General features: G+C 67.5%; 11 protein-coding genes. 2 read left to right on the forward strand and 9 right to left on the reverse strand.

The window, feature by feature from the left end; genetic code table 11:
- Positions 1-154: 154 nt before the first annotated feature.
- From J7396_RS05830 to glnA, 3 genes are all read right to left on the reverse strand, one after another.
- Entirely contained in the window at positions 155-1,597 is a 1,443-nt protein-coding gene (locus J7396_RS05830) for an ammonium transporter (RefSeq protein ID WP_029818235.1), read from the reverse strand.
- Between the two features lie 22 nt (positions 1,598-1,619).
- Positions 1,620-1,958 (reverse strand): P-II family nitrogen regulator, encoded by a 339-nt coding sequence (locus J7396_RS05835; RefSeq protein ID WP_002808480.1) that lies wholly within the window; start codon positions 1,956-1,958, stop codon positions 1,620-1,622.
- 273 nt (positions 1,959-2,231) lie between these two features.
- A complete protein-coding gene (glnA, locus tag J7396_RS05840; RefSeq protein WP_003488480.1) occupies positions 2,232-3,641 on the reverse strand; it encodes a type I glutamate--ammonia ligase in 1,410 nt (469 codons plus the stop codon).
- A gap of 221 nt (positions 3,642-3,862) precedes the next feature.
- Here glnA and J7396_RS05845 point away from each other — a divergent pair, with 221 nt between their 5' ends.
- Both J7396_RS05845 and J7396_RS05850 read left to right on the forward strand, forming a co-directional pair.
- Positions 3,863-4,660: an undecaprenyl-diphosphate phosphatase gene (locus J7396_RS05845; protein ID WP_007968085.1), complete on the forward strand. Its 798-nt coding sequence runs from the start codon at positions 3,863-3,865 to the stop codon at positions 4,658-4,660.
- Positions 4,661-4,900: 240 nt separating this feature from the next.
- Positions 4,901-5,716 (forward strand): META domain-containing protein, encoded by an 816-nt coding sequence (locus tag J7396_RS05850; protein WP_031420643.1) that lies wholly within the window; start codon positions 4,901-4,903, stop codon positions 5,714-5,716.
- Between the two features lie 55 nt (positions 5,717-5,771).
- Here J7396_RS05850 and J7396_RS05855 read toward each other — a convergent pair whose 3' ends face one another.
- The 6 genes from J7396_RS05855 to J7396_RS05880 all read right to left on the reverse strand — a co-directional run bounded on the left by J7396_RS05855 (position 5,772) and on the right by J7396_RS05880 (position 12,100).
- Positions 5,772-6,782: an NAD(P)-dependent alcohol dehydrogenase gene (locus J7396_RS05855; RefSeq protein ID WP_031420641.1), complete on the reverse strand. Its 1,011-nt coding sequence runs from the start codon at positions 6,780-6,782 to the stop codon at positions 5,772-5,774.
- Between the two features lie 79 nt (positions 6,783-6,861).
- Positions 6,862-7,473, reverse strand: a complete 612-nt coding sequence (locus tag J7396_RS05860) for a YbhB/YbcL family Raf kinase inhibitor-like protein (RefSeq protein WP_057681300.1) — start codon at positions 7,471-7,473, stop codon at positions 6,862-6,864.
- 190 nt (positions 7,474-7,663) lie between these two features.
- A complete protein-coding gene (locus tag J7396_RS05865) occupies positions 7,664-9,736 on the reverse strand; it encodes a tetratricopeptide repeat protein (RefSeq protein WP_209261133.1) in 2,073 nt (690 codons plus the stop codon).
- A gap of 161 nt (positions 9,737-9,897) precedes the next feature.
- Complete coding sequence (locus J7396_RS05870) at positions 9,898-10,131, reverse strand: hypothetical protein (protein WP_228737313.1); 234 nt, start codon at positions 10,129-10,131, stop codon at positions 9,898-9,900.
- A gap of 20 nt (positions 10,132-10,151) precedes the next feature.
- Complete coding sequence (locus J7396_RS05875) at positions 10,152-11,141, reverse strand: alpha/beta fold hydrolase (protein WP_029818227.1); 990 nt, start codon at positions 11,139-11,141, stop codon at positions 10,152-10,154.
- Positions 11,142-11,200: 59 nt separating this feature from the next.
- Positions 11,201-12,100 (reverse strand): lysophospholipid acyltransferase family protein, encoded by a 900-nt coding sequence (locus J7396_RS05880; protein ID WP_007968095.1) that lies wholly within the window; start codon positions 12,098-12,100, stop codon positions 11,201-11,203.
- Positions 12,101-12,119: the final 19 nt, after the last annotated feature.

Here is a 12,119-nt window from a genome sequence, read left to right on the forward strand (position 1 = left end):
ATCCGCGCCGGCAGTCACGGGCGTGGGGCTGGTCATGCAGGCACCTCGGCAGTGGTTCCGCGCCCAATGGGCGGCGGGGGAAAACGGACCCGGCTGGGCGGTCCCGGCCGGGTCAGGGCGCCACCCGCGGCAGCGCGGCCGCGGGTGTGCATGCTCAGGACTCGTACGCAGCTTCACCGTGGGAGGTGATGTCCAGGCCCTCGCGCTCGGCTTCTTCGCTGACGCGCAGGCCGAACACCAGCTTGGCCACCAGGAACCCGACCACCGACACCACGCCGATCCAGCCCACGGTGATGCCTACGCCCAGGGCCTGGATACCGACTTGGTGCACGATGTCGTAATCGCCACCCTTCTGGCCGCCAAGCGAGGCCGCCGAGAACACGCCGGTGAGGATGGCACCGATGATGCCGCCCAGGCCATGCACGCCGAACACGTCCAGGCTGTCGTCGGCGCCCAGCAGGCGCTTCAGGCCGGTGACGCCCCAGACGCACAGCACGCCGGCGGCAAGACCAATGACGATCGCGCCGAACGGACCCACGGTGCCGCAAGCCGGAGTGATGCCGACCAGGCCGGCCACCATGCCCGAGGCCACGCCCAGGGCGGACGACTTGCCCTTGATGATCTTCTCGGTCAGCGACCAGCCCAGGATGGCGGCGGCGGTAGCCAGCAAGGTGTTGAGGAAGGCCAGCGCCGCACCGGCATTGGCTTCCAGGTTGGAACCGGCATTGAAGCCGAACCACCCCACCCACAGCAGCGAGGCGCCGACGAAGGTCAGGGTCACGTTGTGCGGCTTAATCGCCTCACGCCCCAGCCCGGCACGCTTGCCGACGAAGTAGGCGCCGACCAGGCCGGCAACACCGGCATTGATATGCACGACCGTGCCACCGGCGAAATCCAGCGCGCCCAGTCCGAACAGGTACCCGCCGGTGGCCCAGACCATGTGCGCTAGCGGCAGGTAGCCGAAGGTGAACCAGATCACCGAGAACAGCAGCACCGCAGCGAACTTGGCGCGTTCGGCGAAGGCGCCGACGATCAGCGCACCGGTGATGCCGGCAAAGGTCGCCTGGAACGCGACGAACACGTATTCCGGCAGGCTCACGCCCTTGGTGAAGGTCGCCGCCAGGGTTTCGATGGTGACGCCCTTGAGTAGCGCCTTGTCCAGATTGCCGATCCACGCGCCTTCGCCGGAGAACGCCAGGCTATAGCCGTACAGCACCCACAGGACGGTCAGCAGCGAGAACACCACCGCCACCTGGATCAGCACCGACAGCACGTTCTTGGCGCGCACCATGCCGCCGTAGAACAGCGCCAGGCCCGGCACCACCATCAGCAGCACCAGCAAGGTGGAGGTCAGCATCCAGGCGACATCGCCCTTTTCCACCACCGGTGCGGCTTCGGCGGCGGCGGCCGGCGGGGCGGCCGGCTGCGCCGACGGCAGCGGTTCGGTGGTGACCGGCTCGGTCGGCAACGGGGTGACCTGCGCACCGGACTGCGCCTGCGCGCTGCCCATGCCGCCCACCATCAGCGCGCTGAACAGCATCAGCATGCACACGCTGTAGAACCGGGCTTTCCACCCGGCAAAAAGAGCTGTCTTCATACGAACTCCGGGGCTGGTGGGGTCAGAGCGCATCGGCGCCGATCTCGCCGGTGCGGATGCGCACCACCTGCTCGATCGCGGTCACGAAGATCTTGCCGTCGCCGATCTTGCCGGTGCCGGCGGCGTTCTGGATCGCTTCGACCACCGCGTCCAGACGGTCGTCGGTGACCACCGTTTCGATCTTGATCTTGGGCAGGAAGTCGACGACGTACTCGGCGCCGCGGTACAGCTCGGTGTGGCCTTTCTGGCGCCCGAAGCCCTTGACCTCGGTCACGGTGATGCCCGACACGCCTGCTGCAGACAAGGCCTCGCGGACCTCGTCGAGCTTGAACGGCCGGATGATGGCGGTGATCAATTTCATGCGCATACCCCGAATGGAGGAAAGAACCGGCCGGCATTGCGCCGCCCGGCGGTGTCAGTCACCTGGATGCCACCCCGGCATCCGATCGTTCGCGATTGCGCGGACCCCAGCAGATGCCATGCATCCGCCTCGTGGGAGAGGTCAGGCCCGCGCGCCGCGAACGATGTGCTCTCTCGTTACCCCTGCGATCCACGGCCGGAGCCCTGGATCGATCGAACATGTGCGGCGATGGCGGAGGTGGGAGGGGGGCCTCCGCCATCACCGCGGTGGAACTCAGTTGCCGTAGTACAGCTGGTACTCCAACGGGTGGGTCGCAGCACGGAACTTGGTGACTTCCTGCATCTTCAGCGCGATATAGCCGTCGATGAAGTCGTCGCTCATCACGCCGCCGGCCTTGAGGAACTCGCGGTCCTTGTCCAGCGCTTCCAGGGCCTGGTCCAGGCTGGAGCACACCTGCGGGATCAGCTTCTCTTCTTCCGGCGGCAGGTCGTACAGGTCCTTGTCGCTCGGGGCGCCCGGGTCGATCTGGTTCTTGATGCCGTCCAGCCCGGCCATCATCAGCGCGGTGAAGGTCAGGTAGCCGGACTGCAACGGATCGGGGAAGCGCATTTCGATGCGGCGCGCCTTCGGGTTGGTGACCCACGGAATGCGGCACGAGGCCGAACGGTTACGCGCCGAATAGGCCAGCATCACCGGCGCCTCGAAGCCCGGAACCAGGCGCTTGTAGCTGTTGGTGCCAGAGTTGGCGAAGGCGTTGATCGCGCGGGCATGCTTGAAGATGCCGCCGATGTACCACAGCGCCAGCTGCGACAGGCCGCCGTAGCCGTCGCCGGTGAACAGGTTGACGCCGCCCTTGGCCAGCGACTGGTGCACGTGCATGCCCGAGCCGTTGTCGCCCACGATGGGCTTGGGCATGAAGGTGGCGGTCTTGCCGTTGCGGTAGGCGACGTTCTTGATGATGTACTTCATCGTCAGCAGTTCGTCGGCCTTCTGCACCAGCGAGCTGAACTTGGTGCCGATCTCGCACTGGCCGGCGGTGGCCACTTCGTGGTGGTGCACCTCGGTTTCGATGCCGACCTGTTCCAGCGTCTTGATCATTTCGGCGCGCAGGTCGTGCAGGCTGTCGGTCGGCGGAACCGGGAAGTAGCCGCCCTTCACGCCCGGGCGGTAACCGCTGTTGCCGCCGTCGTACTTTTCGCCGGTGTTCCAGGCCGCCTCTTCCGAACCCACCTGGAAGAAGGTGTGGCCCATGTCGTTGGCAAAGCGCACCGAATCGAAGATGAAGAATTCCGGCTCCGGGCCGAAGAACGCCTGGTCTGCGGTGCCGGAGGACTTCAGGTAGGCCTCGGCGCGCTTGGCGATGCCGCGCGGGTCGCGCTCATAGCTCTGCATGGTGGCCGGGTCGAGGATGTCGCAGGTCAGCACGATGGTCGGATCGGCGAAGAACGGATCCAGATACGCGGTGCCCGCGTCCGGCAGCAACACCATGTCCGACTCGTTGATGCCCTTCCAGCCCGCGATCGAACTGCCGTCGAACATCTTACCTTCTTCAAACAGCGCCGGCTCGATGATATTGACCGGAAAGGTGATGTGCTGCTGTACACCACGCATATCGACGAAGCGCAGGTCGACGAACTCGACCTTGTTGTCCTTGATCAGCTTTTCAACATTTTCCACGGACATCGGAAGAAACCTCAGGCAGGAGTTAAGTGGCTCGTGGGCGGTAGTACAGCAGGGATCGTGCCAAGCCTGTGCGCTTCACAAGCCCTTGATTTTGCTTACATCGCTCGCAACTGTACCACCGGCATCGCACCATGAAAGTGCAAAGCGCAAATTAGAACGCACCGATATGGTGCATGCCGCAATGCACTATCCTGGCGCCTCCCTCACCCCTGCCCAGTCCGATGTCCGATCTGATTTCCGCCCTGTTGTTGGGCATTCTCGAAGGCCTCACCGAATTCCTGCCGATCTCCAGCACCGGCCACCTGTTGATCGCCGAACAATGGCTCGGACGCCGTTCTGACTTCTTCAATATCGTCATCCAGGCCGGCGCGATCCTGGCCATCTGCCTGGCGCTGCGGCAGCGCCTGTGGAGCCTGGCCACCGGCCTGGGCGAGCGCGCCAACCGCGACTACGTGCTCAAGGTCGGCGTGGCCTTCCTGGTCACCGCGGTGGTCGGGCTGATCGTGCGCAAGGCCGGCTGGCAATTGCCCGAAACGCTCCAACCGGTCGCCTGGGCGTTGCTGATCGGCGGGGTATGGATGCTGGTGGCCGAACACTTCGCCGGCAAGCTGCCCGAGCGCGATGTGGTGACCTGGAAGGTAGCCATCGCCGTAGGCCTGGCGCAGGTCGTGGCCGGTGTTTTTCCCGGTACGTCGCGCTCGGCCTCGACGATCTTCATCGCGATGCTGCTGGGCCTGAGCAAGCGCTCGGCAGCGGCGGATTTCGTGTTCATGGTGGGCATTCCGACCATGTTTGCGGCCAGCGGCTACGCGCTGCTGGAGATGTACAAGGAAGGCGGTTTCGGCACCGAAAACTGGACCGACGTGGCGGTGGCCTTCGTGGCGGCGACCATCACCGGCTTTGTGGTGGTGAAGTGGCTGCTGGGCTATATCAAGAAGCACCGTTTCACGGTGTTTGCGGTGTATCGCATGCTGCTGGGCGCCGCCCTGCTGCTGTGGCTGCCGGCGGCGGCGGGCTGACATTCCACCGCCCCGGCCTGCACGTCGTGATGGCTGCGACGTGCAGGCCGGGCGCACACAAACGCGCTGGGCACTGCCGCGTCCGCGCGCTGCCAGCCGATTGCGGGCAACCGCCGCCCCGCCGGATATCGGACGCAGTCGCTTGGTTGGCGGCTCTGATGCGTCCACGTCGTGACGCCGGTCATTGCCCCGGGCGCACGCTGGCGGTATCACTGACGCATCGACCACCGGGAGCTGCGCATGCGTGCCGTGTTCTTCGCCCCTGCATTGCTGGCGGCGGGCGTGACGTCCTGCGGGTCGGGTGCATCGCCGGACCCACCCGGCTCCGGCCACGCTGCTGCGCGGGCACCGGTCACCGCTCCCCCCGACACGGACAATGTCCCGTTGCGCGCTGCCCTGCGTGCGCAGCACTGGCACTTGCAGCAGGCCAGCGATGCGCATGGCACGGCCTTGCGCAGTCTGTTCGTCGACGGCGTGTCGCCAGTGCAACTGGACTTCGACGATCAGCGCATCCAGGTCAGCCAGACCTGCAACGCGCTGGGCGCCAACTACAGCGTGGCCCAGGCGCACGTGCAGATTGGCCGGGTGGTCTCGAGCAAGCGGATGTGCGCCGATGCACGCCGGATGGCGCAGGAACGCGCGGCCAGCGACCTGTTGTCCGGGCGCTTTGCAGTGGTCATGGACAACGCGGCAGCCGTGCCTGGCCTGACCCTGACCCGCAGCGACGGCACCGTGCTGATCTTCGGCGGTACGCCCACCGCGGACACCCGGTATGGTGGGCCGGGGCAGACGCTGTTGATCGAGGTGGCCGCAGAGACCGTGCCCTGCGTTTTGGACCCTGCGCGCCGCTGCCTGGAAGTGCGCGAGCACGAGCCGGGCGCGGCCGCCGCGACAGAGGCCGCCACGTCGTGGCAGCCCTACGATGGCACGATCGAGGGTTTCGACCATGAAGAGGGCATCCGCACGCTGCTGCGCGTGACCCGCTACCCGGCCGTCAGCGCGCCTGACGCCAAACCGGTCTACGTGCTCGACCAGATGATCGAAGCCGGCGGCTAGCGCAGCCGCAGTAGGGGTCCGGCAACGGCATGGCACGCTGCGCCGCCGCCCCGCATCACAACTGGATGAGCACCTTGCCCACGTGTTGCGCCTTGGCGAAATAGTCCAAGGCCTGGGGCGCCTCATCGAACCGGAACGTCTTGCTGTGCAGGGTCTTGATGCGGTGCTGCTCGATCGCCCGCAGCAGGTCCACGAACATCGCCCGGCTGCCGTTGGCGATCCCGCGAATGGTCACGTTCTTGCGGATCAACGCCACGTAATCGGGAATGGGCGAAGACGCCCCGGGGGTGACGCCGATCACCACGATGGTCGCGTTCGCCGCCGCCGCCTTGATCGACTGCCCCAAGGTGTCCTGCCCGCCGGTCTCGATGATCACGTCCGCGCCACCGCCGGACAGCTGCACGACTGCCTCGGCCCAGTCGGGGTGGGTGCGGTAGTTGACGGTGATGTCGGCGCCCAGGCGGCGTGCGAGCTCGAGCTTGTCGTCGCTGGACGAGGTGATGGCGACGCGGGCCCCGTGCAGCTTGGCCAGCTGGAGCGCGGCCATCGAGACGCCACCGGTTCCCAGACACAGCACCAGGTCGCCGGCCTTGATCCTGGCCACGTCCACCAGGGCGTTCCAGGCGGTCACCGCGGCCGATGCCAGCGCCGCGACATCCTCGTCCTCCAGCGACGCAGGCACCTTGATCAGGGCACTGGCAGGCAGCGACACCTTTTCGGCCAGCCAGCCGTCGTGGGTCACGCCCAGGTCGTGGGCGAACATCTCGGCATCGAACCTGCCCTCCAGCCAGGTGGGAAAGTGCCCGCTGACGACACGGTCGCCTGGCGCGACCTGGCTGACACCAGCACCGACGGAGGTCACGATGCCCACGCCCTCGGCAACCGGAACGCGCGTGGGCGCAAGCTTGCCACCGTAGGTGCCTTTCAGGATCTGCAGGTCGCGGTTGATCAGGCCGACCAGCCGCGGAGCGACGATGACCTCACCTGGCCCTGCGACCGGCTCAGGCATCTGGACCGCGACCAGGCTGTCAAGGCCGGTTTGATTGCCAATCTGGAATGCTTTCAAGGGGATTACCTGTGCTGCGACGCCGGCCGGACGTGGCTGGCGTCAGGGGATGGGCGATCGACGCCATCGGCGCGATCACTCAGCGCAGCGACGGGTTCAGCGTGTAGGTGCCGTGCAACGCCGCTTCGGCCAGCACATGCCCCTGCATCGCCGACAGCACATCGGCGGCGGTAAAGCTGTCGGGCAGGCTGAGTTTGGCCACGTCCAGCGCGAACACGCGGAAGAAATACCGGTGCACGCGCAGGTCGTTGAACGGCGGGTACGGGCCGTCGTAGCCACGGTAGTGGCCGGCCATGTCGGCATTGCCGGCGAACCACTGGGTGTAGGAATTCAGGCCCTGCCGGGCACCGGCCGGGCCGGCTGGCTGCTGCTTGCCCTTGACCACGAAGCCGTCGCTGCAGCTGCCCGCCGCAATCTCATGCACATCGGCGGGGATATCGGCCATGGCCCAATGCACGAAATCGGTGCGTGGCTGCTCGACGGGAATCTGCAGGTCGTCACGGCCGACGGTGTCGGGCACGGTCGGCACGTCCGGGTCCAGGCACAGCAGCGCAAACGACTGTGTACCGGCCGGCACCTCGCTCCAGGCCAGGTGCGGATTGCGGTTGGGCGCAAAGCCCTCCGGCGTGCCGGCGGCAAATTCCACCGCGATGGGCTTGCCGTTTTCGATGCTGTTGCTGGTCAGACGCATGGCGGGTCTCCGAGGGAAGCGATACGGATCAGGGTGCCTGGGTCCGCGCCACAGCGGAAGACGTCGCGATGGAACCTTCTGATGCGCTCGGCCGGGTTTACCGCCGCGTACGTACCGCGCCTGCACACGATGCGACGAAGCGACTGCGGCCACGCCCAACTGCCGTAGGCGCGACCGCGTTGATGGCGCCTCAGTCCTGCGGGTAGCCGAAGCGCACCGCGATCAGGGTGAGCAGATCGAACTGCGCGCCGAGCACGCCGCGGTAATCGCGCCAGCGGCCGGAGGCCAACCGTGCCGGGCCACGCGGTTCGACCAGCGGGAAGCTCAGCCCGAACGCCTGCTCCAGGGCCGTCGAAATACCCTGCGGGTCGTTTTCGATCCCGTCCAGCCGGATGATGCGGTGGGGGTACAGGTCGCGCTCGTGCAGCGTGGCCAGCTGTTCCAGCGCGATCAGCAACCAGTCGGTGGCCTGCTGCGGCGATTGCAGTGCCAGCGGCGCCGACGCCCCGGCCGAGAGCCAGTCCAGCAACATGTCGCGCGGGTCGCGCAACGCGATCGCCAGCCGGCCCTCGGGCAGATGCGGGCGCAGCGCGGTCAGCAAGGTGTTGTCCCACCACAGCAACCAGTCGATGACATTGCCATCGTCGATGCCGCGGCGCGGCAGTTGCGCCTTCCAGCCTTCCACCAGCGCCGTCGGTGCCAATTCGCCAGAGGCCAACTGTTCGAGGGTGCGGTAGCTCTGCAGCGCATCCGATGGCGGCGTGGTGCCATAGCGGTCGCCACGCACCAGTGGGGTGGCCGCGCCCATCACCGCGACCAGGCGTTCGACATGCGAGCCGGGCGTGCCCCACACGAACAGCGGGCGTGCGGTGACCGTGTCGGGAATGCTGCCCAGCGCAGGCCACTGCGTCGGCTGCTTGGCTGCCTGCGGCGGCAGCGGCAACCGATGCTGGGCCTGTTCGCGGTGGAACTGCATCCAGGTACCCACGGCGGCATCGGGCTGGCCGGCGCGGTCCTGCACATTGCCCAACCATGGCCGCAGCACGGTCTGCTGCGGTGCAGGCAGCGACTCGATCAACGATTCGACGCAGGCGATCGCCGCCGGCGGGTCGCGTTGCAGCAAGGCTTCGACGATGCGCTGCTCGCCGCTGATGCGGCCCGGCTCCACCGCCACGATCTGGCGCGCCACCATTTCCGCCTCGTCGGCCTGGCCCTGCATGTCGTGCACGCGCATCAGCGCTTCCAGCGCCGGCAGGTGTTCGGGCATGGCCAGCAGCCAGCGCTCGATCACCGCCTGCGCCTGCGGCCCACCGACCGGCTCCACGGCCAGGCGCGCCAGCCACAGGTCGTGCGCCGTGGCCGAGGTGGCCAGTGCCGCATCCAGGGTGTCGCGCGCATCGTCCACCGCGCCCAGCCGCTCCCAGGCGGTGAGCAGCGCGTGCAACGTGCGGCGGTCGGCCGGCCAGTGCGCCAGTGCCAGGCGCAGGTGCGCGGCGGCCTGATCGGGACGACCGGCCTGCAGCTCCATCTCGCCGGCCAGCCGGCGCATGGCCGGCAGATCGCCGCCGGGCTGCTCGAGCACGCCCTGCATCGCCGCCAGTGCATCGTCCAGGCGGCCCTGGCGTTGGGCCAGTTGCGCAATGAAGGCGCGCAGCGCAGTGCCCGGCGGATTGAGCTCGATCACGCGCTCGAAGGCGCGCTCGGCGAACGCAAAATGCTCCTTCTGCAGATACGCAAAACCCAGCGAAAACAGCACGCGGGCATCGTCGGGCAGCTGCTCGGCAGCGCGGGTCAACAGCGCCAGCGCGCGGTCGCTGTGGCCGCGGCGCATTTCCACCACGCCATCGACCGCCAGCAATTGCGGGTGTTCCGGCGCCAGGCGCGCAGCGGTGCGGCTCAGCCGCTCGGCCTCGTCCAGATCGCCGCGTGCCACCGCCAGATGCGCCTGTATCACGTAGGCGTTGAACTGGTTGGGATCCAGCGCGGTACTGCGCGACAGCGCGGCATCGGCGGCGGACAGATCGCGCGTGGCCAGCAATGCGCCGGCGCGCAGCAGGTGCAGGTCGGCATCTTCGGGCGTCAGCGTCAGCGCGGTATCGATGCTGTCCAGTGCCAGCACCGGCTGCCCTTGCTGCTGCAGCGCAAGCGCCAGCCAGCGGTGGGCGCCGGCATGATCGGGCGCGTTGGTGACCCACTCGCGGGCCAGCGCCACCGCATCGTCGGCCGCATTGCGGCGCAGGGCTTGAAGGATGGCGTCTTGCATGGCGGTGGCGGGTCCCGGACAAACCGCTATTGTAACGATGCGCGCTGCGGCGGCTTGCATGGGCGACGCACGCTGCTGCCTGGCGCTGTGCCCGCGCCGTGTGCAGGATGGGCGTTATCGGCGGTGCGAACTCGCATCGATCGTTCGCGCCGGCCAGAGGTTCAAACGCTTGCCGACGTCCGACGCAGCACGCTCGCGCCGTAGGCCACGCAGAGCGCCCCAAACACCAACTGGCCCAGATGCCAGAGCGCAGCTTGGACGCCGACGGAAACCGATCCTGCGCGTGAGCGGAACAGGATCTGCCCGGTCTGCGGCCGGGTGTACAGGCTGATCGCGCTGAAGTAGACCATCACGCAACCGACGACCACTGGCAAAACGGCGATCACTGCATCCAAGGACGGATGTCGTGTCGGCGTCATTCGCGCGCTGACGCCAGCCGCTCGGCCACCCAGCGTTCGGCAAAGCCGTCGCCGCGGGCGTTTTCCAGAAAGCCGCAATGCCCGCCCCAGCGCGCGATTTCCAGCTTTGCATGCGCCGGCAACTGCCAGGCGGCGAAATCGGCGAACGGAATCACCGGGTCGTCTTCGGCCATCAGGATGTCGACCGGCACCTGCAGGTTGGCCAGGCGTTGGCCGGCAATCGAATAGCTGTCGAAATACGCTTCCAGCGAGCCGTGTCCGGTGTGTTTCACCGCCAGCCAGGCCATCAGCCCGCGCATGTCCAGCGCCAGGGTGGCGTCGTCGTACCCGTGCTGCTCGGGGAACAGCTTGCGCTTGCGCAGCAGCGATTCACGCCATTTACGGCGGAAGTACCAGTCGTAGAACTGCGGGCCCTTCTCCAGCTGGGTCATGGTGGCGGCCGGGTCCAGCAACGGGCACACCGCCGCCACGCGCGCCAGCGGCAGGCCGGCGGCGGGCGCACGCAGCGCCAGCCGCAGCGCGAAGTTTCCGCCCAGCGAATACCCTGCAGCCAGCAACTGCGGCGCAGGAAAACGCCGCCACAGATCGCCTGCGGCATTGACCACTTCTTCGATGCGGTCGGAGTGGAACAGGTCCACATTGAGATGGTGGGTACCGCCGTGGTCGCGGAAGTTCAGCCGGAACACCTGGTAGCCCAGACCGAGCAGGCGCGCGGCGGTCAGGCGCATGTAGTTGGAATCGGCGCTGCCCTCCCAGCCATGCAGCAACAGCACGGTGCCGCGCGGTGGCGCATCGCCGGGCGGGATGCTCATCCAACCCTGCAGGCGCACACCGTCGCCGCCATCGAGGATATGTTCGCTGGTGACCGCACCGCTGGCGGCCAGCAACTGGCGGCTGCGGATGCGCCGCAAGGCGCTGCTGCCCAGCACCGATTGCACGTGCGGATTGCGCAGCCAGCGCGGCGGCAAGTAATCGGAGGCGTTCATGCGCGCATCGCACCGGCGTTGCGGCTGGCCGCAGGGGAGAGGCGCGTGCGCATCGTCGGCTAGGATTCCATCGCTGCGACGATCCGTTGGCGCGAGGTCTCGGCCATGCGACGGCGGCCTTCGATGTCCAGCGCGCGAATCGGCTCGAGAAAATGCACTTCGGCCAGCCGCGACGGTTCGCCCAGAAGGCGCACGATATTGGCGAAGAAACTCTCGCGCTCACCGAAGGCCACCACCGCCTGCGCGTTGCCGCGCAGCCCATACCGCAGCGCCACCGGCTGTACCGGCACCCCGGCTTCCACCGCCGCCTGGAAGATGCGCGCATGGAACGGGCCCACTTCGGTACCGCCACGGGTACGGCCTTCCGGGAACACCCCCACCGGCTTGCCGCTTTGCAGGCGCAGCAGCATTTCCTGCAGCACCCCGCCCAGCGATTCGGTATTGCCGCGCTGGTGGAAGATGGTCTGGCCCTTGGTTGCCAGCCAGCCCACCAGCGGCCAGCCGGCGATTTCGCGCTTGGCCACAAACCCCATCACGCGCTGGCTGTGCAGGATGGAGATATCCACCCAGCTGACGTGGTTGGCCACGAACAGGGTCGCGCCCGGTAGCGGCGTCCCGAAGCGGCGCAGGCGGAAGCCGAACACGCGCATCAAGGTGCCCTGCCACCAGCGGATCATCCGCTCCTCCAGGGTGTCGTCGTGCCCGATCCGGATCCGCGCCAGCGCCGGCACCACCACGCACAGCATGGTGACCGGCAGGCCGAGACACAGATGCAGCAACAACAGTGGCACCCGGTAGAGGTACCGGAACCAACGCAACGCGCCGCCAGCGTCGCGCGTGGCGTCCAGGGATGACTCGCTCATTCGACGAACGGAACCGGTAACGGGGGAAGGAGGCGCAACCATTGTGACAGCAGCGTGGCCGCCGCGCAGTGCCGGCAGCGGATGACGCTGTTCCATGCATGCCGCTGCCGGGCGA

The organism is Xanthomonas sp. A1809 (genome assembly GCF_017746015.1).
Taxonomy (GTDB): domain Bacteria; phylum Pseudomonadota; class Gammaproteobacteria; order Xanthomonadales; family Xanthomonadaceae; genus Xanthomonas; species Xanthomonas euvesicatoria.

What these genes read in the sequence shown, in the direction of transcription:
- J7396_RS05830 (WP_029818235.1), bottom strand. Translation starts at nt 1,597, where the DNA reads ATGAAGACAGCTCTTTTTGCCGGGTGGAAAGCCCGGTTCTACAGCGTG.
- J7396_RS05835 (WP_002808480.1), bottom strand. Translation starts at nt 1,958, where the DNA reads ATGAAATTGATCACCGCCATCATCCGGCCGTTCAAGCTCGACGAGGTC.
- glnA (WP_003488480.1), bottom strand. Translation starts at nt 3,641, where the DNA reads ATGTCCGTGGAAAATGTTGAAAAGCTGATCAAGGACAACAAGGTCGAG.
- J7396_RS05845 (WP_007968085.1), top strand. Translation starts at nt 3,863, where the DNA reads ATGTCCGATCTGATTTCCGCCCTGTTGTTGGGCATTCTCGAAGGCCTC.
- J7396_RS05850 (WP_031420643.1), top strand. Translation starts at nt 4,901, where the DNA reads ATGCGTGCCGTGTTCTTCGCCCCTGCATTGCTGGCGGCGGGCGTGACG.
- J7396_RS05860 (WP_057681300.1), bottom strand. Translation starts at nt 7,473, where the DNA reads ATGCGTCTGACCAGCAACAGCATCGAAAACGGCAAGCCCATCGCGGTG.
- J7396_RS05865 (WP_209261133.1), bottom strand. Translation starts at nt 9,736, where the DNA reads ATGCAAGACGCCATCCTTCAAGCCCTGCGCCGCAATGCGGCCGACGAT.
- J7396_RS05875 (WP_029818227.1), bottom strand. Translation starts at nt 11,141, where the DNA reads ATGAACGCCTCCGATTACTTGCCGCCGCGCTGGCTGCGCAATCCGCAC.
- J7396_RS05880 (WP_007968095.1), bottom strand. Translation starts at nt 12,100, where the DNA reads ATGGAACAGCGTCATCCGCTGCCGGCACTGCGCGGCGGCCACGCTGCT.